Origin of the sequence: Pseudomonas furukawaii (genome assembly GCF_002355475.1) — a bacterium.
GTDB lineage: Bacteria > Pseudomonadota > Gammaproteobacteria > Pseudomonadales > Pseudomonadaceae > Metapseudomonas > Metapseudomonas furukawaii.
Window position 1 is genome coordinate 1514834 of the sequence record NZ_AP014862.1, and the last position, 23037, is coordinate 1537870.

19 protein-coding genes and 2 pseudogenes are annotated in these 23037 nt (G+C 54.4%); 14 read left to right on the plus strand and 7 right to left on the minus strand.

Going from position 1 to position 23037, the window contains the following annotated elements:
- Positions 1–314 precede the first annotated feature (314 nt).
- The 5 genes from KF707C_RS07020 to KF707C_RS07040 all read left to right on the plus strand — a co-directional run bounded on the left by KF707C_RS07020 (position 315) and on the right by KF707C_RS07040 (position 5912).
- The gene (locus KF707C_RS07020) at positions 315–1460 is read left to right on the plus strand and encodes a CBASS cGAMP synthase (protein WP_036993697.1); all 1146 of its coding nucleotides are present in this window, start codon (positions 315–317) and stop codon (positions 1458–1460) included.
- 8 nt (positions 1461–1468) lie between these two features.
- Positions 1469–3121 (plus strand): ThiF family adenylyltransferase, encoded by a 1653-nt coding sequence (locus KF707C_RS07025; RefSeq protein ID WP_003455137.1) that lies wholly within the window; start codon positions 1469–1471, stop codon positions 3119–3121.
- On the plus strand, positions 3109–3588 hold the full coding sequence (locus KF707C_RS07030) for a Mov34/MPN/PAD-1 family protein (RefSeq protein ID WP_081608121.1): 480 nt from the start codon (positions 3109–3111) through the stop codon (positions 3586–3588). Before KF707C_RS07025 ends, KF707C_RS07030 begins: the two co-directional genes overlap by 13 nt.
- Positions 3589–3841: 253 nt before the next feature.
- Entirely contained in the window at positions 3842–5134 is a 1293-nt protein-coding gene (locus KF707C_RS28990; RefSeq protein WP_003455136.1) for an ATP-binding protein, read from the plus strand.
- A 4-nt stretch (positions 5135–5138) separates the two neighbouring features.
- Entirely contained in the window at positions 5139–5912 is a 774-nt protein-coding gene (locus KF707C_RS07040) for an HNH endonuclease (RefSeq protein WP_081608119.1), read from the plus strand.
- Here the strand turns inward: KF707C_RS07040 and KF707C_RS30080 are convergent.
- From KF707C_RS30080 to KF707C_RS07055, 4 genes are all read right to left on the minus strand, one after another.
- Complete coding sequence (locus KF707C_RS30080; protein WP_394296138.1) at positions 5896–6315, minus strand: DUF6957 family protein; 420 nt, start codon at positions 6313–6315, stop codon at positions 5896–5898. The genes KF707C_RS07040 and KF707C_RS30080 overlap by 17 nt on opposite strands.
- A gap of 98 nt (positions 6316–6413) precedes the next feature.
- The gene (locus tag KF707C_RS07045) at positions 6414–6821 is read right to left on the minus strand and encodes a DUF6957 family protein (RefSeq protein WP_051050774.1); all 408 of its coding nucleotides are present in this window, start codon (positions 6819–6821) and stop codon (positions 6414–6416) included.
- Positions 6822–6885: 64 nt separating this feature from the next.
- Positions 6886–7266 carry a hypothetical protein gene (locus KF707C_RS07050; protein WP_051050773.1) on the minus strand — a complete coding sequence of 127 codons (381 nt, stop codon included), beginning with the start codon at positions 7264–7266 and terminating at the stop codon, positions 6886–6888.
- Between the two features lie 50 nt (positions 7267–7316).
- Positions 7317–7778, minus strand: a complete 462-nt coding sequence (locus KF707C_RS07055; RefSeq protein ID WP_036993693.1) for a hypothetical protein — start codon at positions 7776–7778, stop codon at positions 7317–7319.
- 149 nt (positions 7779–7927) lie between these two features.
- Here KF707C_RS07055 and KF707C_RS07060 point away from each other — a divergent pair, with 149 nt between their 5' ends.
- The 3 genes from KF707C_RS07060 (at position 7928) to KF707C_RS07070 (ending at position 10363) form a co-directional block, all read left to right on the plus strand.
- The gene (locus tag KF707C_RS07060) at positions 7928–8380 is read left to right on the plus strand and encodes a helix-turn-helix domain-containing protein (protein ID WP_036993691.1); all 453 of its coding nucleotides are present in this window, start codon (positions 7928–7930) and stop codon (positions 8378–8380) included.
- Positions 8381–8479: 99 nt separating this feature from the next.
- Positions 8480–9175, plus strand: coding sequence for a DUF3223 domain-containing protein (locus KF707C_RS07065; protein WP_036993689.1), 696 nt, complete (start codon positions 8480–8482; stop codon positions 9173–9175).
- A gap of 201 nt (positions 9176–9376) precedes the next feature.
- On the plus strand, positions 9377–10363 hold the full coding sequence (locus KF707C_RS07070; RefSeq protein ID WP_003449698.1) for an IS5 family transposase: 987 nt from the start codon (positions 9377–9379) through the stop codon (positions 10361–10363).
- 563 nt (positions 10364–10926) lie between these two features.
- Here KF707C_RS07070 and KF707C_RS30005 read toward each other — a convergent pair.
- Positions 10927–12993: pseudogene (locus KF707C_RS30005) on the minus strand (AAA family ATPase); the annotation flags it as partial.
- A gap of 218 nt (positions 12994–13211) precedes the next feature.
- Here KF707C_RS30005 and KF707C_RS07080 point away from each other — a divergent pair.
- Positions 13212–14065, plus strand: a protein-coding gene (locus KF707C_RS07080) for an IS5 family transposase (protein WP_085986648.1) whose coding sequence is annotated in 2 segments (ribosomal slippage) — positions 13212–13554 and positions 13554–14065 — 855 coding nt in all. Because the reading frame shifts where the segments join, the coding sequence is not laid out codon by codon here.
- Positions 14066–14387: 322 nt separating this feature from the next.
- Here the strand turns inward: KF707C_RS07080 and KF707C_RS30085 are convergent.
- Positions 14388–14639 (minus strand): AbrB/MazE/SpoVT family DNA-binding domain-containing protein, encoded by a 252-nt coding sequence (locus tag KF707C_RS30085; RefSeq protein WP_081608116.1) that lies wholly within the window; start codon positions 14637–14639, stop codon positions 14388–14390.
- Between the two features lie 71 nt (positions 14640–14710).
- On the opposite strand from KF707C_RS30085, the gene KF707C_RS07095 reads away from it, so the two are divergent.
- Both KF707C_RS07095 and KF707C_RS07100 read left to right on the plus strand, forming a co-directional pair.
- A complete protein-coding gene (locus tag KF707C_RS07095) occupies positions 14711–15460 on the plus strand; it encodes a hypothetical protein (protein WP_036993687.1) in 750 nt (249 codons plus the stop codon).
- A gap of 652 nt (positions 15461–16112) precedes the next feature.
- Positions 16113–17318 carry an MFS transporter gene (locus tag KF707C_RS07100; RefSeq protein ID WP_036993683.1) on the plus strand — a complete coding sequence of 402 codons (1206 nt, stop codon included), beginning with the start codon at positions 16113–16115 and terminating at the stop codon, positions 17316–17318.
- A gap of 117 nt (positions 17319–17435) precedes the next feature.
- Here the strand turns inward: KF707C_RS07100 and csiR are convergent, their stop codons facing one another.
- The gene (gene csiR / locus KF707C_RS07105) at positions 17436–18182 is read right to left on the minus strand and encodes a DNA-binding transcriptional regulator CsiR (protein ID WP_231992302.1); all 747 of its coding nucleotides are present in this window, start codon (positions 18180–18182) and stop codon (positions 17436–17438) included.
- Between the two features lie 145 nt (positions 18183–18327).
- On the opposite strand from csiR, the gene glaH reads away from it, so the two are divergent.
- The 3 genes and pseudogenes from glaH to KF707C_RS30090 all read left to right on the plus strand — a co-directional run bounded on the left by glaH (position 18328) and on the right by KF707C_RS30090 (position 23027).
- Positions 18328–19314 carry a glutarate dioxygenase GlaH gene (glaH, locus tag KF707C_RS07110; RefSeq protein ID WP_051050772.1) on the plus strand — a complete coding sequence of 329 codons (987 nt, stop codon included), beginning with the start codon at positions 18328–18330 and terminating at the stop codon, positions 19312–19314.
- Between the two features lie 83 nt (positions 19315–19397).
- On the plus strand, positions 19398–20639 hold the full coding sequence (lhgO, locus tag KF707C_RS07115) for an L-2-hydroxyglutarate oxidase (RefSeq protein ID WP_003455124.1): 1242 nt from the start codon (positions 19398–19400) through the stop codon (positions 20637–20639).
- 411 nt (positions 20640–21050) lie between these two features.
- A pseudogene (locus KF707C_RS30090) lies at positions 21051–23027 on the plus strand (putative bifunctional diguanylate cyclase/phosphodiesterase).
- Positions 23028–23037: the final 10 nt, after the last annotated feature.

Consider the following 23037-nt stretch of genomic DNA (forward strand, 5'->3'; position numbering starts at 1 on the left):
CGGCGCTAGCGTGACCGTCAATGGTGTTTGGCCACGGTCATGCGAGAGGAGCAATCCTGCTCTGTCTCTCGAGGCTCGACACGCCTCCAAATCCTTCTGCGGGCAGATGGCCTTCACCACTGGCGAGAGCAGAAGGCAGTCTAGTGGAATCAGAATTATTTTGTCACAAACACAATATCTAGTGTTTTATTAGAAGTCTTTGCGTCATATGTAGTATGGTGGCATTGTGTCCCCATGGCCGCTGGCAAGGACGCACGCTGGCTGTTGATCAATCCTCTAAACATGTCTGTCCCAAGCTTCTGCGGGGAGGTTGCATGCTGAATTTGAGTGCGCTGTTCTACACCAAGCTGGATCAACCCAACTTCCTTGCTGAGCTTGATCTCACGGAGGGGGAAAAGACGTACATCTCTGATGCCAAGAATGAGATTCGGGCAGCCCTTCGTGAGAGACTGAAAGCGAGCATTGCTGATGTTCTGGCTCAAAACGGCCTGGAAGCGGTAAGTGTTGAGCCTAAGTTCTACATCCAGGGTTCTTGGGCCTACAGGACGCTGAACCGGCCCTGCACGACGCCGCCGCAGCAGTCAGATCTAGACGATGGTGTTTATCTGCCGATGAGCATCATGAAAGAGCACCGCCGCCCTAGCGTAGCGAGCGCTCTATTTTTTGAAGCTACCGAGGCTGCGCTGAAGCCGCTTGCAGCAGACAAGAAATGGACGCTCTCCGCGAAACCTACGTGCATTCGACTGGAAATTTCTCCCTTCGCACACATCGACATTCCGCTGTACGCGATCCCTGACGACGAATTCATGCTGCTGAAGGCCGCAAATGAGTCGTTCGAGGGACGTGTATTCAATGCTGCCACGGACTCTGCGAAGGATCATTGGGCTGCATTGCCGTCTGATCATGTGCTGCTTGCCCACCGTGAGGAGAACTGGATCAAGTCCGACCCTCGGGCCATGAAGGACTGGTTTGTTCAGGAAATTGCCGATCGTGGCGAGCAGTTGCGCCGAGTCGTGCGCTATTTGAAGGCGTTTCGTGACAAGGTGTGGACGAAGGGGGGGCCGAGTTCGATCCTGCTCATGGCGGCGACCGCGCCGATATTCGAGAAGCGCGACAAGCGTGATGACCTAGCACTCAAAGATGTTTTGGAGAAACTGCCGAATGTTCTGCGAGAAGGAGTGCTAAGCCCGATTGACTCTGAGGTTTATCTAACTGCCAGTCTTGCAGCTGAGGAAATCGAAGAAATCGCTAGGCAGTTCGAGGCGTTTCATAACCATCTCAGTGGGGCAATTTTCGGCACTGATAAGCAGCAGGCCTGTACTTGGGTTCGCTCCATGCTTGGAGATCGTTTCCCTAATCGGGCGGATCTGGTGCTAGTCAGCACGGTAGCAGCAGCTGTTCAAGCCGTTCCAGCTGAGGCCGGGCCACGTGAGCTCGTGAAAACTACCAAGGCTGGCTAGTTATCATTATGGCTGAACCGTCAGATGAAGAACTCATTCCTGAGCTCCTCGAGAGGCTAAAGCCTTTAGGCTTTTCTCGGACTCTGCGTCAGAAGGTCGGGGGGAACTTAGTGCTAACGGGAGCACTAAGGACAAATGACGGGCCTGTCGCCTGTTCAATAGCGATCGATCGGGAGTTTAGACGCATTCCTCGGGTGACATTGCTTGAAATTCCCCCAAAGCTATTGCCTGTAGCGCCACATCTGGGTTCTGGTGGTGAGCTGTGTTATGCGGCCACCGGCACATATGTTTTCGATATCTTCAACCCAATTGAGCAGACGCTTGCATTTATCCAACGTGCGGAGCAGGTGTTGGGCGAGATAATGAGGGGGGAGTTAATTGATGATTTGGCTGAGGAGTTTTTCGCGTACTGGTGGGGGGCTTACTGCTATATTGATACGGATCGCTTAGAGACGGGCGAGCTTCAAGTGTTCTCCAGCGGCGAGAGTGAGCGCTCTGGCAGAACATTTGAAATATTCCTCACTGACGATCTTGCGAGAACCAGTAAAAAGCTATCACTGCTTCGCGATGAGTTTACTCAAGAAAACTTCATCATTCACTCTATCTCTACGAGTGCTAGACCTAGGCCATCACAGGATTCATGGCCGCCTAAGACACTCGGAGATTTCGTCAATTGGCAGTATCAGCTCGATAAGAATGTTCCAAAAAAATTACTGAGGCGTGTGGCGGCGGCTTATCGCTCAGAATTTGGAGCGTGCTTGTTTGTTATAAGTTCGCCATTATACAAGTATGGTTTAATAGTCAAATTTCCAGATCTGGAAGAGCGAAGGGCACTTCGAAAGGCCGCGAACGGCTTCCAGTATCTTTATGAATTGAAAATCACGCCGGTCGCAACCTTTAGAATTGACGATCGTTATCTGGTAGAGCGTAATATTCCCGGAGTCAAGAATCTATCTGGGCTAAAAATCGGCATCGTCGGCTGCGGTACTATTGGTGGTTATTTGGCCGAGCTTCTAGTCAAGGCAGGTGCTGGGTTAGCAGGTGGAAAGCTCACCCTGATTGATCCTGACGAGTTTGGCCCACAAAACTTAGGGCGCCATCGCTTGGGCTTTACCCATCTCTATCGGCCTAAAGCTATTGCGCTAGCGGATGAGCTTTCTAAGGCTATGCCATCCGCTGGCATTGAGGGGGTGCCGCTTGATGTCCGCGATGTACGGTTGCCTGAACTAGATTTGCTAATTGATGCAACTGGCGATGAGGCAGTCGGTTATTGGATCGCGGCTCAATACCACAAGGTTGTTCCCATCCTTAATGTGTGGATTGAAGGTCGTGGGGCGGCCGTCAGGACGCTATTTAAACTACCTGGCATAGGCGCTTGTTATCGCTGTCTATGTGATTACAACAAGGATCGGCATTTCGTCTCCGTATCTGAAGATTTTGGCGAGATTTTCGCCGGACATGGCTGCGAGGGGCTTTATGTCCCATTCCCTGCAACAGTCTCTGTTCAAGCGGCATGCTTATCGGCGGAGGCTATTCTTGATTGGGTTGGGGGCTGGACTCTCCCGTCCTTGAGGACAAGGGTTACAGATCCCAACTTCACTCTTTCCACTGATGATTGCTCGCCCCTAGTGAAAATTGGTTGTCCTGCATGTTGCACCTGACCAACTGGGCCTCCTCAGATTTACAAAAACTGGTCTACATACATCCGGCTGCACTTGAACTCGTCCTAAGGTACGCACAGGTGGGGGAATCGGATCCGGAGTCCGGCGGCATACTTCTCGGTAATGTGAGAGGCCCGCACCTCGAGATATTGGAGGCAACAACGCCTACTCGAAAGGATCGTCGATTTCGCTACCTATTTGAAAGGACGCCTTACCTTCATCAAGTGATTGCTTCGCTTCGTTGGAAGCGAAGTGGAGGAGAGGTGAGATACCTTGGAGAGTGGCATACTCATCCAGAGGACTATCCCAGACCCTCAGGGACTGATATTCATGAGTGGAGAAAGCTTGCGAAGAGCAGAGTTGATCAGAGGCCATTGCTTGCTGTAATTGTAGGTAGGAAAGGCTTGCATGTTGAGTATATGTTTAAAGATGGACGTCGGGTAGTTCTTAGGAGTTTTCCGGATTAGCCATTTTCGGTTAAGAGTATTGTCCATGCAAGGCACTATAATACCGTCGAAGTCCTTCGTCTTCGTCACGGCAGAGGACGCGCCCCACCTCAATGGGCCCGCTGAGCGAGGCTGGTTTTTGCCATTTATCGTTAAGCTAATCATTTCTGCATGCACTGAACTGACCTTGAAAATAAGATGACGTAACTTCTGAGATGATGGTCGGTAAAGTTTCCTAGATATATTTAAAGTTCCTGTTTTGGCCGGAGGCTGCGTGAGGGTTTTAAGTTTTAAGATTCCAGGTGGAGAAGGAGAGGTTTCTCTCCCTGAAGGGGATTTTGACGCCAATCGAGTCACCATTCTTCTAGGCGAGAACGGGACGCGGAAAAGCACGCTCCTTCGCGCAATTCTTGATGACTCAATTGTTGATCCTGAGCAAAAACGCAGGCAACGATATCCTTCCGCTTTTTCTTACAAAGTTGGAGAACCCTCTCAGGTAATAGCCATATCAGCAATTCCTAACGATCGCTTCCCAACTAAGAAGCGCAGTGGTGACTCCCGAGTTGATGGGAGATACTCGGCCGAAAACTATGAATATATTGGGCCAAGGCACAATCAAAATATTGTTAGCCGAAACCAGAGCCTCCAGGCTCTTGCAGCGGCCGCCCTGCAAAACAGCTCGCCAAGTATAAAGGTATCAAGCTTTATTCGTAAGCTGTCGGGGAAGACTGGGGTTCCTTTGCATTATCATATGGAAGTTCAGCCTGTATTTTCCATGTTGAGAGGAGACCTCAGGACGCGCGATGGAGTTCATCGGCTATCTGAAATCCCTGCAGAGGAAATCGGTAAGGTCAATTTCTTGGTGGATACGCTGGGAGGTCGCTCCAGTTCCACTGCTCTAAGTTTATCCATAGATATTTCTGGTGGTGTTGAGTGTAATGATTACGAATTGGAGGCCATCCAAGTAGGTTATAAATATGGACTTGTTAATCTTAGGCCTCCATCTAAGAAGGGAAGTTCTGCTGATGGTGCAGTGGAAGGATTCAGTGCGGGGCAATGGGGCCTTTTTTCTACGTTGGCAACACTGGCTTTGCGAGCGAAGGACAATTCCCTCATTCTTATAGATGAGCCAGAGAGTGCATTACATCCCCGTTGGCAAAGAGAGTATATGGGCGATCTAATGGAGGCCATGAGTGAGTGTGCTGGCTGTCATGTGTTTCTCGCGACACACTCCCCATTGATTGTGGGGACTGCAGGATCCGGAGAGTTTGACCTATTAATTCTCAGAAAAGATAACAATGGGAAATTGGTTTCTGAGATTTCTGATGTACCTGTCGGCTGGCAGTCAAATGATGTGCTTGAAGAGAAATTTTCTCTTGTCAGTACTCGGTCTCCAGAGCTTGTAGATCAATTGGAAGAGATTCTAAAGTTGGTTGCCTCGGGGTTGCATGGAAAAAAAACAAAGCTTCGCCACAAATTGGAAGTATTAAAGCCAATTGTTGAAGGCTTGCCAGAGGAGGATTCTCTGCGCGCGTTGTACCTCAGCCTTAATCGCCTGGTCAAATGAATTCATGACCAACGAGACTTTTGATGTGCTCCTGCCGGAGTCTTGGTCAGAGGAAGACCAGAAGACGATCGACAAGTACTTTAAAGGAAAACATACCGAATGGAATAAGAAAACTCTCGCGGCGCTTCGAAAAAAGCTAAGAAAAGATTTGCTTGAGCTTCAGAATTTTACATGTGCCTATTGTAGAAGACTAATATCTGAGGATATCGGTCGGAATGAAATAGACCATGTCGTGGCTAAGGCTATAGAGGGGATGGCTCGATTTACTTATGAGCGAATGAACCTAGTCGCAGCCTGCAAGCGCTGCAACAAGAACAAGGGTGATCACCCGGTCTTACAAATAGCTGTAACTGGAAGCTGTCCGTATCCTCTTAAGAGCTCAGATTATCTATGGGTTCATCCATACGTTCACCGATACAGCGAGCATTTCATTATTCATGAAGACTATCTTTTTGAGGCTATTGGTGATCGCCAAAATAAGCGCCGGGCTCAAGCTGTAATAGATCAGTGCAAGCTGATGGATCTCTCAACTGTTGAGAAAAGACGATTGTATGAGACGGCATCTCAAGCGGAAGAAGCCCATGCTGCGATTTTTTCAGCAATAGGGCAGTTTCCGAAAATGGCGGGCGAGGAGTTGGCTCGCATATTGAGGGAGTCCAGGCCAGAGCTTTCCATTCTTTCGGAGCGAAAGATACTTGATCTCATTGAGGCTTTCAGGACGTTTGCATTAAGTGCGCTCGAGAGTGCTTTGAAAGCGTCTCTCATGGCTGAGAATTAGTTGCGGGATGGGGTTTTCCTATTAGATGGTTATATTTACATCGTTGACGCTCCCCACCGCCAATAAGAACGTAAACCGTGTTCTGTGTAACGAAGTAGCATTCGTCCAGCCACTTGAGTGGACTCGTGAGAACGTAGTTTTCCCGGCTGTAACGCCCTCTGCTGTCATAGATCACACGCCTTGCGAAGAGCACGCACGGATGCAGGCCGTCCAGGTGAAGTTTGTCGATAATCGCCTGCTCGACATCTAGCTCGACAATGACCCACTTGCTAACCAGACAATAGGGTTCCCCGCGATAGGCGCGCATGACTCGACGAAGACCTTCCTCTTCGTCGGGGCAGAGGGCGGGTACCCGTTCAGCCGGGCCTGTAAGCAGCGGTTGGAAGGTCTTGGGGGGCAGCACGGTTCATCTTCTCTGGACTATTGCTTTGCTTGCCAGGCAGCTGGCTGGACGATGCTCACCGTCCAACTGCTCCGGTAGCTGGTTCCTTCAAGTCCTACTCACTGAATCCTGCCGAGTGCAGCGGGTGTAGTCTTCTTTCGCCGGCCCTCACCCATAAGCACATAGCGAGTGTTCCTGGTCTCGAACAGGCAGCCGTCGCGATGTTCCACAAGGAGGGTGCTCCTCACCCAATGCCCGGTGGCAAAGCGGCTCCGGCTATCGAACACTACGTTGTCTGCGAGTATGACCACCGGTTGCATACCGGCCGCTTCAACTTTTTGACGGTCTTGCTCCGATAATTCGAGGTCAAGCCAGTGCCAGCTGGTAACCAAGCAGAACGGGCGCGTTGGGCTGAGCGTATTAAGCCAGCTGATAGCATCGTCAACGGTCAGCGTGCACCCAGCCATGGATTCACCAACGCCGTAGAGGATCGCAAGTGTCTCTGAAAGCTGGTCAGTAAGATTCATCCAGCCGGGTTCTCAATTTGTCGTGGATGGACTTGTATGCAATGAGCGTTTGCGGAAATGGCCGTCATTGAAGGCGATCCGGTGCTGGAAACGCCTTCGATTCAAGGTTGCTTAGGAAGTACTGCAGGGAAGGCCTACCGTCATTGCGCTTGAACGAAACGATCACGTAGCGCGAGTTCATCGTGGTCAGCACCCAGTAGGGGCCCTCCATTCGTGCGTTCCGGACGTCCGACGTTCGCATCAGGTGACCGTCCGCGAAGCGTCCGAAATCGTCGGCACGGACGTGCCCGTAGACAAATCCCAGGCAGCTGGCGGAAACGATCCAGGCATGCGTCAGAAACCCGGTAATCGGCTCATCGAACTGGTGTGCCATCGCCTGCTTCAGACGCTTTCGAACCTTTGTCGAGATCGGCCTGACGAGTCGTTGGATCGTTATTAATTCCATCCGTTATTCCTTCGATGGCTTTCCATGTGGAACGAATGTGGGGGGCATTCTCAGGCGTGGAGTGCCGACTCCGATGTCATGGCTGGCCGGCTGTAGATCACGGCCGAGTCACTCAGCTGCATCAACGCCTGCTCGTTCTGGACAGGGTCGTAGTAGGTACGCCCATCCATCAGCGTATAGATGTGAACAACATCATCATCGCTAGTTATGGCGAGCTCCAATTTCGCCAGCGGCTCCATCAGCCACCGCCCCTGCCCATTGAGGCAGTCCGGCGTCACTACCTGCAGGTCGACAACTTGAACCTCATCGTCCTGCTGTCCCACCAGATGCGAGAGCAACGTGACGTCATCTGGCATTAGGGCTCGCCGCCTGATCTGACCCCCCATCTGGAATTGCAAGGTCAGGTGGAACCAGGGCGCGCGAACGTCACGTTCGATCATCCGCCAGTAACGATGGTCTTCGCTGAAGACGCGCATCAGCCCCATCTCCATCGTTTCGTGAGTCTTGAACATCAGAATCCCTCACCGGCCAAGAGCCGGCATTAAATAGGCATCAATTGACAGATGCGTCAGGCATGCCGAATGCGACACGAGAGAATGCTACAGCGGCACGATATGTCGCGTCAAAGCTGGCTTGATGCTTCCTTTTTGGATTCAAAGAGATGGGCTACGAAAAGGCCTTGGGGGAAGTGATCAGAGACTTGCGGCTGCAAGCAGGCCTTACACACGATGCCTGCGCCGAGGTAATCACCAGGTCGCACCTGCGACAGGTTGAGAAGGGCCTATCCGTCTTAAAAATCGACATGCTGATGGCCCTTTGCAGCTTGCTTGGGGTCACTCCTAGTCAGCTACTCCTGGTCGTGGAGGCGCGACTTGCCAACCACAGTGTTGAAGAGCACCTGACTGAGAGCATCAAGCGACTGCATTCACTCATCGATGCCGGGCGCTTTGACCGTGTTGCTCCGGAAGATGCTGCTAGGGGTATCAGGGGCAGGAAAGCGGATGAGACACGCGATGAAACTCGGCGTCTGCAAGCTGAGGGATTCAAAAAGCCAGAGATCGCACGGCGTTTGGGCGTAACCGTTCGAACTATTGATCGCTACTGGACAAAGTAGACGCCGAGCTTGGATGATCTTTTCCCTAGGAAAGATTGCAGTACCGGCGCTCCCACACGTTCACCCCTGTACGGATCAGATCACAAGAGACTCCATATCGTGCCCTATCTCATTGGTGATGAGTTTTTTGATACCAAAGAACTCATCAAAGAGCGGTGCCGCCAGATCCTTGCACAAACTCCCGACGGCTACGCTGTCGAAGAAGTAAGTGCGGAGTTCCTGCTCCATCTCTTTCAGCACCACGACGAATGGGAACAAAAGTCCGCGGGCGGTGTGGATGGGATATCCACCCAGACAACAGTGCATGGTACGCGCTGCTTTGTGCTTCGGAAGCCATCAGCGGTTGAGGTCGATATCTCCTTCCCACACGCCGTGCGGCTCCTCCCAAGCTCGCGCACGGCAAAGTTGATGCCCCAGGCGCTGCGGGATTTTCGCGCGGCAGCCAGAACGGCGATTAAGGGCCAGATTCACAACTTTCGCGATCAGGAACTCTTAGTGGCAACAAGCTGCCCAATTACGGGAGAGCAACTGAGTCGTTCCAGCGCGGCAGTGGATCACATCGCTCCTGATACCTTCGATCAGCTTCTGTTTCGCTTTTGCCTTGACCATCAAATTAACCCCCTTAAGGTGCGGATTGGATCCCTAGAGGGTGTGGTAGCTACCTTTGAAGATCAGGCATTGTCTGCTTCGTGGCAGGGTTTCCATCAGCAGCGTGCTCAGCTTCGCCTCATTTCGCGCCTGGGGAACCTAAAATTGAGCAAGCTTTCCGCGCCCTGGGATGAGTTGTTCGACTGATCCATCCTGAGATGAGTCAGATGGAGAAAGCGGGCCACCACTGGGTGGCCCCCCGTGAACGGGCGATACGGCTATGACGCTAGGCTCTTAGCACGGCGATTGGCCAAACCCTCTCTCCAAGTTTTAAGTGCTAGGGAAACTCCGGAAAAGTCCCGACCGATCTGCTGAAATGACGCCCCCGCAGAACCTGAGCCCTGCCGCATGACCCAGATGAGCTTTTCCGATGCCGAGTACGCCGGCAAACGCAAACAGACCCGGCGCGAGCGCTTTCTGGCGGAGATGGAGCAAGTGGTGCCCTGGGCCGGGCTGTTGGCGCTGATCGAGCCGTACTACCCCAAGGCGGGCAATGGCCGTCCGCCGTATCCGCTGGAAACCATGCTGCGCATCCACCTGCTGCAGAACTGGTTCGCTCTCAGCGATCCGGCGATGGAGGAAGCGCTGTACGAGATCACCTCGCTGCGTCAGTTCGCCCAGCTGTCGCTGACCCAGGGCAGCATCCCGGAAGACACGACAATCATGAATTTCCGCCACCTGCTGGAGCAGCACGGATTGGCCGCGGGCATCCTGGCGGTGATCAACGACCACCTGGGCGAGCGCGGGTTGTCACTGCGCCAGGGCACCATCGTTGATGCCACGATCATTCATGCGCCGAGTTCGACCAAGAACCGGGAAGGCAAGCGTGATCCGGAGATGCACCAGACGAAGAAGGGCAACCAGTACTTCTTCGGCATGAAGGCACATATCGGCGCCGATGCCGAGTCCGGCCTGGTGCACAGCGTCGTGGGGACGGCGGCCAACGTGGCCGATGTCACCCAGGTCGACAAACTGCTGCACGGCGAGGAGAACGTGGTGTGTGCCGATGCGGGCTACACCGGGGTGGAGAAACGTCCCGAGCATGCCGGGCGTGAGGTCATCTGGCAGATCGCCGCCCGGCGCAGCACCTACAAACAACTGAGCAAACGCAGTGCCCTGTACAAGGCGAGGCGCAAGATCGAGAAGGCAAAAGCGCAGGTGCGGGCCAAGGTCGAGCATCCATTCCGGGTGATCAAACGGCAGTTCGGCTACACCAAAGTGCGCTTCCGGGGCCTGGCCAAGAACACTGCGCAACTGGTCACCTTGTTCGCCCTGTCGAATCTATGGATGGCCCGCCGAGAGTTGCTGGCTGAAACGGGAGAGGTGCGCCTGTAAAACGCAGAAACCCGGTCAAAAGCCGGGTTTCTGGTGAAGTCTGTCGCCGAAGACCGGGCTAAAAATCGATTCGGTCGCCAATCGGCTGCCCGTCGCTGACTTGTTCGGAGTTTCCCTAGAAGATCTGCGCGAAGTTCCGGTTCATCAGGAATTAGTATCGGCACTTCCTTTGACTGACTGTGCTCATAGCAGCTGTATTTCGTCATGAGGTCGTCAATCAGCTTGCAGTCCTCCACCGTGATCTCCGGAAGTCCACCGAGACGGCCGTCGGTGGTTACGCTGCGGCGGTGACGCAGTACCACTTTGTTAAGGAGGTCTTCCTCAACGGAGCGTTCGAGCAGCTTGCGGAACTCGCTGCATATGCTCTGAGCCAGCGCACGGTACGCTGCTCCACCGCCTGTCTCACCTGCTTTCTTCGCAGTGTTCAGACGATCAAGCAGAATGTTGTTTGCCTTCTTCGTATTCGTGTTCCATACGTCTTGGTCTGCCGGATTGCCTGCGCTACCAGCAAAAGCCTCTATGCACATCGGGCGGTAATGTGCTTCCTTCCACGCCTCGCCGGCCTTCCTGGCGACGTCCTCCAATGCCCCATAGAGAGATAGGCGGTGCGTTAGTACGATTACTTGTCGATTCTTCGCCAGCACTGCCAGGCGACAGGCTACGTGCCACTCGAAATCGTGATCAAGGGAGGAGATGGGGTCGTCGAACACAAACGGTGCAGCACCGGGTTGGTCGGCAACGTCCGCTAGGAAAGCTGCGAGCGAGATGATGCGTCGTTCCCCTTCGCTAAGAACCGCCTCTGGCTTTTCGCCGTTCTGGGCTCCTTTCAAGTGCAACTGGTGAAGGACTTTGGCACTACGAGTTCGCGTTTTGACTAACTCGACTTGGATCCGTGTGGCCCCGAGAGCTACCAACTCCTGGTTGAATCGGGCCACATAGGCTTCCGTCACAACTTTCTGTGTGACATCTGCAGCTTTCAAGGAGACCGCTCGAGAGCCCGCCAGTCCTTTCCAATTATCGAAGGCTTTGGTTTTCTGTAGACGTTCGATTTCTGCTCGCACGGCGACTGCTTGGTAAGCCACCCATCGCTTCGCCTCCAATCCCGCTTTGTCTTTCAAGGCCTGATCTCTGTCGAATCCTTGAGCATCTATATCGAGCTGTGCGGCTGTAGCCTCCAACTGATCTCGATAAGCTGTGAGTTTGCCCACAGCGTCTGTCATATCACCGACTGGTGCAGCGGGCTGAACCAGTTCATCGTTGGTCATTGCGAAATGAGCCTGGGACACTTGGAGCCAGAAATTCAGGAAGTAGTTCTTCCATTCCTCGGATAGGGCAGCGGCCTCGCACTGGGTGCTTACCTGGATATCCGGAGGAGAAGGAGATAGCTGCTGCACAGTCGCCTGATAAAGCTCTTCTGCTGCAGTGGCGTCAGACTCGAGTTTGCTATGCACAAAATTTTCGAAGTCTTTGAGGCGCTGCTGAGCTTCAGCAGTCAGCTCTTGATGGCATAGCAGGCAGCGAGCTTCGTCTGTTACAGGAAAGGCTGACGCTGGGTACGGAATTGCAGAATATTCTCTTGCCGCCTCCCACAGCGCCCGCCATGTATGTGACCCCACACCATCAAGCGCCGCTGACTGAACCTTGGCTCCTTCAATTGCGATCTGCCGTTTGGCTGCAGCGGTTGTTCGTAGACCACGAATCATTTCTAGATTCTCCTGGCCGTACAGCTTGGCGGCCTGCGAGATGCTGTTGATGATCTGCTGTACTTCGGTTGTGGTACGACGCTTCTGCTTCGCCAAGGCACTCGGATCTTCAGCCTTCAGGCGCTCCTCAAGCTTGGTCAATCGCTGTGCATTTTCGTCAGACCAGTTCAGTAACTCTTCCAGGGCAGCGCCGCTCAGGCTCCCGAGAGTTCCGTAAGCGCGCGCTGCATCAGTCTGTAGAAAGACCGCCGGGATCGCTGGCAACGCACTGACCAGCAGCGACTGCTCGGCCTCCAGTCGCGCCCTTATCTGTTCGATCGTCGAAGCCAGCTGCTCGAACAACCCCACGACGGGGGGGATGTAGGTGGCCGCACTTTCTCCGCTGAGATAGTGATTTGCCTCCTCGCTGTCGAAAATGTCCAAGCTTCTCAATGAGTCGATCGGTGGACTACCAACGTGCCACTCCGAGGCATGTGCAACGCCGTTCAGTTGATAGGCGATCTGGCATTTGCGTTCTACCGGCACGACTTGAAAAACGTTCGCTTTCAGGTCAACCGCTCGAGGTTTCCCGGAGACTTTCTTGAGCACGCGGGTGTAACTCGACTTACCGGAGCCGTTGTGGCCATAGATTACGGTGAGGTTTCCTGTCCCGAAGTCCAACGGATATCGAGGCCCGAGATTTTCGATACCGCTGACCCCATCGATACGTAAGAGGCGAACCTCGTTGGTTCCAGCAGGGGCTCCCATTAGGCCATCAAAGGCGCGGTGCTTGGTCACCTTCTGGCCTTCTGGCGTCTTCAACAGCGCTACGAGATCAGTGATGTCTTGAGGGAGCAATTGGCCCTGTCTTAGGAGCCTGTCAGCTGTCTCTTGAAACCAATCCTGTTGCTTCAGCAGCCATGCGCGTATTTCTTCGAGAATTTCCATTTACCGATCCTAAGGCAGTCCGTTAGTAGCCTGACGCTACCAGAGTGCCATCCCATGATCTACGGCGATTCGGCCGGTCGAGTGGCGCGTCTGCCGATCCACTCTTCAGAGTTCCCGTTGTCGGCGACAGGCGCTTATCGCCGCGTGACGACAAGCCTAGGTTCTGTACGAAAAGTCGGTGCAGGTAGAATTGCCGCCATGATTGGCTGGAGGCCCACATGGCAAGGCGCTACGAACTCCCGGATGCGGGCTGGGAGTTGATCAAGGATCTGGTTTCCCCGGAACAGAAGATGGGCCGACCTCGAAGTGATGATCGGTTGGTGCTGAACGGCATCTTCTGGATCCTCTGCTCCGGAGCCGCCTGGCGTGATCTGCCGGAGCGTTTCGGCCCGTGGTCGACGGTGTATCAACGGTTCCGTGACTGGCGAGACGACGGCACGTTTGACCGAGTACTTGAGCGATTGCACGTCCGGCTGAATCAGGAAGGCCTGATTGACCTGGAGTCGTGGATGATCGACTCCACTGCGGTGCGCGCAACCCGAGCCTCTTCTGGCGCCGGGAAAAAGGGGGGCCAGAAGAACCGGTAGACCATGCATTGGGACGTAGTCGAGGCGGCCTGACCACCAAGATTCACCTGATCTGCGATGCCAATGGGATACCTCTTCGCTTCATGCTGTCACCGGGGCAGGCCAGCGACATTGCACATGCTCAGCCGCTCTTGGATCAGGTGCGTATTCCCGGAAAGTCGGGACGGCCTCGTAAGCGCTGCCGCTGGTTACTGGCAGACAAAGGTTACGATGCCGAACATCTGCGCCAGTACTGCGACCGCTACCGCATGCAGCCGGTGATTCCGCAGCGCACCATGAAGCGCAAACCCAAGCCAGGACTACCCCGACTGTTTGATCGTCCGAAATACCGGCAACGGAACATCATCGAGCGGATGTTTGGCTGGCTGAAAGAGAACCGGAGAATTGGCACCCGCTACGACAAGCTCGCCAGAAGTTTTGGCGCGATGGTCACGCTGGCTTGCACGCTGCGATGCCTACGGCAGTACTTTTCGTACAGAACCTAGAGAAGTGCAGATGAGTGTGAATGAATTGAAACGAGTCGAAATCTCGTGTGATGTCTGCGGTGAAAGCACATCGCCGGGGGAAGGGGAGCCACAATTCGGTTCCCTGGGCGCCCACTGGGGTAGCGGCTCGGCACACGCAGGCGAGCAGTATGAGATCCGACTATGCGAGAGCTGCTTCTTTAGGACGCTTGCGGGTTTGAGGCGGGAGCGGATGGTTAACACGTTGTTCGACGAAGGCGATCCGGATTTTAGTCGCTTCGAGCCGATTGTTCGATGACTCGACCGGCTTTGGACGGAAATGCGATTTTCATCGTTCTAGGAATCAGCTACTCCCTTCGAATCGGCGCAGGATGGCGTCGCCACCCATCGCGTCGAAGTCATCCGGCACCTGGACTTGGTTACGCATAAAACCTAATCGCCGGGTAGTGGTTCCCGGCGAGGCGTCTTCCACGCGCTGCAATACCCATTCCTCAGGAGTTTGCGTGAGTAGTAGTTGATCGCCTGGGCGCACACCAAGTGAGTCTCGCACTGACTTTGGCAGCGTCACGCGACCACGAGCATCGATTATTGGCATACGGGATATCCATGCCGGCTGACTCTCACTACCCTAGCGCAGGGACGGCAAGCGTAGCCACGAAAGACGAATTGGCGAAGGACGAAGAAGTGTTCTGGAACAAGGAAAGGACAGTACGCGTGGAGCTGATGAACCCCCGGCTCACGGTGGAGGGGCAGTTGCCTTTAGGAAACAGCCAAACCGTCGAGAGTCCTCGGATCGAAACCAGCAGATTTCACCTGGATACGGTGTTGAAGCTGGCTGCACTGATCGCGACGATCGCAAACGCCGCATTGCTGATCCTCGGCTATATGCGATACCTCGCGCAGATGGAGCTCTTCGGAATCGCGCGATCGGAGGTGTCCTATTCGATATCCGACCTGTTGGCATATGGTTACGGAGCTTTTCTCAATCTGATTTTTTCGGGGCGGCCTGCCCAGCTCGTGTTTGGCGCTAGTGTCGGCGTTCTGGTGGTGGTGCTTTTCGCGCTTTTCGGGACAGGGCGCTCTTCCTGGAGAAAAGATGCAGCGACCATGGCAGTCGCGGTGGCCGTCGCCGCTGTGCCGGCTATTCCGATGCTGATGGGGTATGTCCCTGCCAAGGACTCTGCCCTGGCTTTGGCAGCCAAGCACCTTCAAGTCGTAAAGGAAGACTTGCGGGGTGTCCGAAAGCGCTTTGAGATCGACACTTCCCAAGGTGTCGTGTCGGGAGATGTCTTGTTGGCCAATTCTGAGTACACCTACCTGCTTGCAGGAAACGTGGTCTACAAGCTCAAGACTGAGAACAATGTCGTGGTTCGTAAGACCTACCTAGAGGCGGATCTCAGTGATGGGCGCGAGTGAGAGTCGTACCTCATAACGACGTGAAAATGATCCACACAGACGCATCGCGAGCGGATCCCGAGGTCGACTCGTTTCTGGTGTTCTTCGCAGGCAGCATCGTTTGTCATCCAAAACGTTTGCATGCTGTCGATGCGGAAACTGTAGAGGGCGCCACACGCTCACTGGCGGGTCTTGATCTAGTTGCGCCGCTATCGCGCTGTGCTTCGGATCATCTCGAGTGCGGAAGCTGTTACAAAAAGGAGCATTCCGGGTAGAAATTCCCCACCTTGGAGCGAGCGGAACCTACGAGAAGGCAAGTGAATCGCTCTAAATCAAACATTTAAAAACTAATGTTTTATGGCATGGGGTGTGCTTACCCTTCAGGCGATGCTGGGATGCGCTCGGCATCTGTACTGGAACTCTCGCTCGAAGGTTTGCCATGTTGACCACTAGTCCCAAATTTCGCAGGCGCAAGGACAGCGTCAGATCGCCCATTCCCCAATCCCCATTCCCCGATCATTGGCCTTCAGGTGTGCCTGACGGGCGTATGCACCGGCTCCAGATCGGCTCAAACAGTGTGCTGATCTAACTCGGCAACAGCCGTCTCCGATGCCTTGCCGGTAGCCCCCATTGGGGCTACCTGAACGTAGTCCAACAGAACCGGATTCGAACAATGAATAAAATGCGCAATCTGCTTCCAGATAACTGGGGTCTGGTGTTCTCCGCTTTTGCTTCCGCTTATGGTGTGGGCTTGCTCGCACTGCTCGCTCTTCCGTTCCTGGTCAGCGCGATCATGAAAGACCTCCAGCTGGACGCGGCACAGGCCGGATTTCTGATGTCAGCGGAATTCATCTTTACCATGCTGGCATCGCTGCTGGTTGCCCCGGCGATGGGGCGTGCGCCACGTCGTACTCTCGCCCTGGGTGGCGCCATTGTGGTGATTCTGGCCAACCTCATTTCCGCCTCCCTCCATGACGTCTACACCCTCGCCGTTGTTCGCTGCATTGCTGGTATAGGCGCGGGTCTTTGCCTGTCGTGTGGAAATGCTTCGGTGGCGAGTGCCAAGAATCCGGATCAGGCCGCAGGGCACATGAACATTTTATTCGTGGGCTTGATGGCCATTGTCATGATCGCGTTTGCTGAAGCCATGGCTGCTGACGGCTTGGCTGGGCTCTACCGTGCAATCGCTGTTACCAACATAGTGATGCTGGTCTTTATCTGCTTCATGCCACAACGCGCCATTCCGCACGCCAACACTCCTCATTTCCAGCATGGGGCGAAGCACCAGAACCTTTTTTCCGTCACCTCGATTTGCATGATGGCTGCAATGTTTTGCTTCTCGATGCGCGACACCATGGGCTGGGCATTCGTTGAGCAGGTCGGCGTCAGTGTCGGGTATACCAGTGAAGAGTTGGGCAGGTTGTTCTCTCTGCAGTCCTTCATTGGATTGCTGGGGCCGGTGGTGGCGGCAACAGTAGGCAAGCGATTCGGAATGCGTCCACCGGTGATCATCGGCATCCTTGCGTCTGGTGCAGTCAGCTTGGGGTATGTGCTCGGTGAACATTCCAAGCCGATGTACACCATCTCGGTAATGATGATCTCCACGAGCTATTTCTATGCGCTCGCCTACCTGACGGCATTGGCTGCTTCACTTGACAGGGAAGGGCGGGTCGCTGCGGCTTCCGGGTCTTTCCTGACTTTGGGCATCGCTGTTGGCCCGGCACTGACTGGGCTTCTGGCAGAGCAGGGTGGATTCCTGCTCGTGGGCTGGGGGCTTGCTGCAATGGTACTGCTTACGTTGATTGCGGTAATGGTTCCGCTGGCTGCAATCCAGAGGCAAAATGCAGCTGCAATCGATCCTGTAGTGACTAGCGCATAAATCCGGGTCGATTGAAAGCTAGGGCTTGTCGTTACCACGTAGCGGCAAGCTCTGCTTATGTTCAGAATTTGAACACGGCGAGAGCTGACGAGCTGATCAGCGATGAGATTAATTACCTCATTCGCTCCGCTGGTTCGCGCTACGACCGAGATCCGCGTCTGTGATACTCGCAACCTGTATCAGGAGATGCGCTCGAATCAGCTCACAGGCCTCCTCGGGGCAGCGATTGAGAACTGCAGTGAGTAAGGCTGAATGTTCCTTGCAACGCGTTACAAGCGAAGTTTGCGAACCATCCCCGCAATTCAACCAAAGATGGCGATACCGTTCGGCCTGGTCGAGCAGGTATGAGCGCACCTGCAGCAGATGCTTCGAGTTGCATCCTGAGGCGATCGCTGAATGGAACTCCTGTTGGCGAGTATCCCACGCATTCCATCGGCAGGTGTGATCGTCGATCTCCAGGGCTTTGGAGAGCGTGTGGAAGTGCGAGAGGGCAGATGCTTCCCAGGCATCGTTGCCTCGTTCAATCGCCAATCGCACGATCATGACCTCCAGGTTTGCCCGGGCCTTATAGATATCCTGCAACTCATCAAGGGATTGCAGTGCCACCCGAAAGCCCTTATGGCTTGTTGCGCTAACCCATCGCTCTGCGACCAACTGCGAGAGAGCTTCTCGGAGCGGGCCAGTGCTTAGGTTGTAGCGCTCTTGCAGTTGTCTCACAGGTAGCTTCTCACCTGGCTTGAACACCCCATTGGCAAGGTCTCGCTTGAGCCATTGATAGCCATTGCGGCCAGAGTTTTCACCGCGTCGAAGCGTTCCTATGTCCATCACCTGCGCCTGTTTCTGGCTTGCGTTGACGGCATCCAAGCCTTGTGTTGTTTAGGCAAACGGCCGTTTAAAATATAAAATAGGAGGATATAGACATTTGGGTAATCTGGCGATATTTTTGAGGTGCCCGTTTGACCAGTGATCGCTGGAGGGCGCGATACCATCACATGATCAGGACGCTGCCATGACTGTCTTTGCCCAATTCAAAGCCCCTGTGCTGCCCCTGCCGGCGCAGCTCCAAGGCTTCTCACTTACTCCGTCGGCCCAATCGCCGCGTATGCTCGAGCTGGTTTTCCCGAGGGCGACGGTTAATACATTTCTGAGCGCCGTGGCCGTATGGCCAGTGCAGGCCCTGGAATACAAGTCCTTCCTGCGCTTTCAGTTCGGCAAGATGCTGGATGAGATCTGTGGCGGTACCCTGCGGCCAGTACTGGTCAACACTCTGATGGATCGTGAGACTGGGGCGTTGTTGATCAAGCCCGAAGGGCTTAACGAAGTCGCGCAGGCGGAGGACATGGTTAAGTTCTCGACAGCCGTTGCTCACTTGCTGGGTCGTTCCAACTACGACGCTATGAGCGGCCAGTTTTACGCTCGTTTCGTGGTGGAGAATGTCGACAACTCGGACAGCTATCTGCGCCAGCCTCACCGGGTTATGGAGTTGCACAACGACGGCACGTTCGTTGATCAGATTACCGACTACGTGCTGATGCAGAAGATCGATGAGCAGAACATGGAAGGTGGCAACTCCCTGATTCTGCACCTGGACGACTGGGAGGAGCTTAACAAGTTCTACACCCATCCCCTCGCCCGGCGCGTTCTCCGCTGGACTGCGCCGCCCAGTAAGAGAGTGGACAAGGATGTGTTCCATTCCATTTTCGACACTGATGCGGAAGGGCGCCCGACGATGCGCTACATCGATCAGTTTGTGCAGCCGGAGAACTACGAAGAGGGCGTCTGGCTGTTTGATATGTCCACCTCTCTCGAAACTAGCCGGAAGAAGCTTTCCGTACCGGTACCAGTCGGTTCGTTCCTGCTGATCAACAATCTGTTCTGGCTACATGGACGTGACCGCTTCACTGCCCATCCGGGCCTGCGTCGTGAGCTGATGCGTCAGCGCGGCTACTTCAGCTACCCGAAACTGGGGCACCACCACGGCCAGACCGCTAACTGATGGCCCGCTGTTGATAAGGGCTGCATTCTGTAGCCCTTATCAATCGACTTATTTGCATCCGCCGGCAGGTAGAGGTGAACGCTGTGTACGATTTCGTGATCATTGGCGGAGGCATCGTTGGCATGTCAACCGCGATGCAACTGATTCAGGCGTACCCTGAATCGAAGATCCTGCTCCTGGAGAAGGAGTCAGGCCCCGCCAAGCACCAGACTGGTCACAACAGTGGGGTAATTCATGCAGGCGTGTACTACACGCCGGGAAGCCTCAAGGCCAAATTCTGTCTCGAGGGGAACCGCGCTACCAAGGCCTTCTGCGATCAGCACGGTATTCGTTACGACGAATGCGGCAAGCTACTGGTAGCGACGAATGATATTGAGATGGAGCGCATGAAGGCGCTCTGGGATCGTACCGCTGCCAATGGCATTGAACGGCACTGGCTCTCGGCAGATGAACTCCGTGAGCGCGAGCCCAACATCGTGGGTATAGGCGGCATCTTCGTGCCTTCCAGCGGCATTGTGAACTACGCAGAAGTTACCGCCGCTATGGCGTGCGAGTTTCGAAGAATGGGGGGTGAGATCCGCTACGACTCGGAGGTCACCTCTCTCGGCGAGTGGCCCAACGAAATTGTTATTCAGTCCCGTTCGGGCGAGTACAAAGCCCGCTTCCTAGTGACCTGCTCCGGATTGATGGCCGATCGAGTTGTCCGCATGTTGGATGTCGAGCCAGACTTCATCATTTGCCCCTTCCGTGGGGAGTACTACCTGTTGCCGGAGCAGCATAACCAGATCGTCAATCACCTGATCTATCCGATCCCTGATCCCTCGATGCCGTTCCTTGGCGTACACCTGACCAGGATGATCGATGGCACGGTTACAGTAGGCCCCAACGCTGTTCTGGCGATGAAGCGAGAAGGCTATCGAAAGAGCGACATTTCGATTTCCGACATGGTCGAGATGTTTACCTCGCTTGGCATTCTCAAGGTGCTCAAGGCTAACCTACGCCCTGGGCTTACCGAGATGAAGAACTCGCTCTTCAAGGGCCAATATCTGAAAGAGGTACAGAAGTACTGCCCGAGCGTTACCAAGGCCGACCTTAAACCATACCCGGCGGGTGTTCGCGCTCAAGCGGTTTCCAAGCAGGGCAAGCTGATTGACGATTTCCTCTTCGTCAACACCAAGCGCAGTGTCAACGTCTGCAATGCGCCGTCTCCCGCTGCAACCTCGGCGATTCCCATCGGGGCTCACATTGTCGCCAAGGTCAAAGAGCAAGTAGGCGAGCTCAGCCCGGTCGGCGTTTTTGTCGATCGAGAAAAAGCTTCCGCCTAATCGGCTCCAGCCGCTGGGTTAATCCGGCGGCTTCTCCTCCTGTCTGGCGCCTAGTTGCCCTCGTCCTCGCAGGCCGCAGCGCCACGACCATCGCAGCTAGACTGAATGCAGAGCCAAGATAGCTGTCCCTCGAATGGATGAATGCTTGGTCGTGGCCTGGCGCTCGTCCTCTCTATCGCGCTGATGCTCATCCTATGGAGGAGCCTGGCGATGACAACTCTTCAGTCGCGCGGTGTCCGCGACTCCTTGCTTGACCTGGAACTCGAACGAGTCATCAGGGTGGCGGCAATCGCATGCCATGTGCCGATGGCGATGCTGGCGTTCCTGGACGAAGAGGGAGAATGGTTCGCGGCAAAGCTGGGGGTGGAATCTGAAGGAATCCCCCGGGAAGGATCGTTGAGTGTTGCAGTCATGGCCTTCAACGAATTGGTTGAGGTGGCGGATGCCACCACTAGCGAGTTGTTCCGGGACTGCGACTTGGTGGCTGGGGCGCCTCACATCAAATTCTTCGCTGGCATCCCAATTCCTGGAGCAGGGAGCCATGTGACCGGGGTTCTTTCAGTCGCAGATACCGTATCAAAAAAACTGGAAGCGCCGCAGCGCGAGGCGCTTTACTTGCTAGCTCACCACGTCAAATCCTTACTGGAGCATCAGACTCGGGTGAGTAGCCTCCAGGAAGCAGTCACTACCGAGTCCGCATTGGTAGAGGGTCTGAGAGACAGTCAGCGTATTTTGCAGACACTCATCAGTAATCTACCGGGTGTGGCGTATCGGTGCCGGAATGATGTTTCCTGGAGCGTCGAGTTTATCAGTGAAGGCTGCCGCCAGCTTACCGGTCATCCTGCTTCCGAGCTTATCGAGGGCGCAGTGAGAATGGTGGACATCATCCACCCAGACGACCTCCCTTCGCTCAGGCGCAAGGTTTCCCGAGCCTTGAAGGCCAGGGCCCCTTATCAATTCACATATCGGATCCAGACTGCTGCCGGTCAAATCAAGTGGGTATGGGAGCAAGGCTGTGGCGTGTACTCCCCAGAAGGTAGAGTGCTGGCGTTGGAAGGCTTCATTACCGACGTCAGTGAGCACAAACGAGCTGAAGAATGCATTAGGAGAATGGCCTACTACGACGAGCTTACCGGTCTCCCCAATCGTCTTTCGATGAGAGCAGCCCTGAGCGATGCGACCATCAAATCGGGCGACTCACATGACCCTTTGGCGCTGCTGCATATTGAGATCGACAACTTCAGGGAGATCAATGAAACGCTCGGCTATCGAGAGGGCGATCGTCTCTTGCAGCAGGTCGCTAAAGGCCTGATAGATGCAGTTGGGGCACATCGAATGATTGCCCGCATCGCTGAATCCTCCTTTTCGGTGCTGCTACCATAAGTGGATGCCGGTCATGCGGCGCAAGCTGCGCGGCAGGTGCTGCAGGCTTTGAGTAAACCTATGGATCTGAACGAACTGCTGCTGCATGTGGACTGCAGCATCGGTATCACGTTGTTTCCGGGACATGGCAGCGACCCCGATGCGCTCTTGCGGCGAGCAAATATTGCACGCTACAGCGCCAAATGCAGTGCCGAGAAGATTGCTGTATATGCCGGTTCGCTCGATAGCGATAACGCCCAACGGCTGATTCTCATGACTGACTTGCGCCGTGCCATCGATGGCGATGAACTCTTCTTGCTGTTTCAACCAAAGGTGAAAATACGCTCAAGGGCAATAAGCGGGGTGGAAGCCTTGGTGCGGTGGAAGCACCCAGAGCAAGGCCTAATGAGTCCCAACCAGTTCATCAACTTCGCTGAGCGCGCGGGTTTGATCACCCGACTGACGTACTGGGTATTAGCGGCGGCCGTTCGCGAAAGTCATGTATGGCATGGATCAGGTCAAGCTGTTCCAATCGCCATAAATCTTTCTTCCCATGACCTACGAGATCCGCAGCTTATGGAGCACGTCTTGGGATCGCTGGAAACCTGGGGTGGTAGTCCAGACTGGATTCAGTTCGAGTTGACAGAGAGTTGCATAATGGACGATCTGTCAGCGGCCCAGCATGTTCTTATGCAGTTGCGTGAGGCAGGCTTCAAGATATTCATCGATGATTTTGGTACGGGATACTCTTCGTTGTCGTACCTAAAGAGGCTGCCGGTTGACTACATAAAAATCGATCAGTCATTCGTCATGGGGCTTGACGAGGATGCGGACTCTGCAGCTATCGTGAGGTCGATAATTGAGCTTGCCCACAGTCTAAATATTGAGGTGGTCGCTGAAGGCGTCGAGTCAAAAGTTGTTATGGATATGCTTGAACGTTGGGGATGCGAGGAGGTTCAGGGGTACTGTATTAGCAAGCCGATCTCAGGGCATGATTTTCAGTCATGGAATAGGGCCTTTGTTTGAAGGGCGAATT

What these genes read in the sequence shown, in the direction of transcription:
- KF707C_RS07070 (WP_003449698.1), top strand. Translation starts at nt 9,377, where the DNA reads ATGACCCAGATGAGCTTTTCCGATGCCGAGTACGCCGGCAAACGCAAA.
- KF707C_RS07050 (WP_051050773.1), bottom strand. Translation starts at nt 7,266, where the DNA reads ATGGAATTAATAACGATCCAACGACTCGTCAGGCCGATCTCGACAAAG.
- KF707C_RS07045 (WP_051050774.1), bottom strand. Translation starts at nt 6,821, where the DNA reads ATGAATCTTACTGACCAGCTTTCAGAGACACTTGCGATCCTCTACGGC.
- KF707C_RS07025 (WP_003455137.1), top strand. Translation starts at nt 1,469, where the DNA reads ATGGCTGAACCGTCAGATGAAGAACTCATTCCTGAGCTCCTCGAGAGG.
- KF707C_RS07060 (WP_036993691.1), top strand. Translation starts at nt 7,928, where the DNA reads ATGGGCTACGAAAAGGCCTTGGGGGAAGTGATCAGAGACTTGCGGCTG.
- KF707C_RS07040 (WP_081608119.1), top strand. Translation starts at nt 5,139, where the DNA reads ATGACCAACGAGACTTTTGATGTGCTCCTGCCGGAGTCTTGGTCAGAG.
- glaH (WP_051050772.1), top strand. Translation starts at nt 18,328, where the DNA reads ATGACTGTCTTTGCCCAATTCAAAGCCCCTGTGCTGCCCCTGCCGGCG.
- KF707C_RS30085 (WP_081608116.1), bottom strand. Translation starts at nt 14,639, where the DNA reads ATGCCAATAATCGATGCTCGTGGTCGCGTGACGCTGCCAAAGTCAGTG.
- KF707C_RS07020 (WP_036993697.1), top strand. Translation starts at nt 315, where the DNA reads ATGCTGAATTTGAGTGCGCTGTTCTACACCAAGCTGGATCAACCCAAC.
- KF707C_RS07100 (WP_036993683.1), top strand. Translation starts at nt 16,113, where the DNA reads ATGAATAAAATGCGCAATCTGCTTCCAGATAACTGGGGTCTGGTGTTC.
- KF707C_RS07030 (WP_081608121.1), top strand. Translation starts at nt 3,109, where the DNA reads ATGTTGCACCTGACCAACTGGGCCTCCTCAGATTTACAAAAACTGGTC.
- KF707C_RS07055 (WP_036993693.1), bottom strand. Translation starts at nt 7,778, where the DNA reads ATGTTCAAGACTCACGAAACGATGGAGATGGGGCTGATGCGCGTCTTC.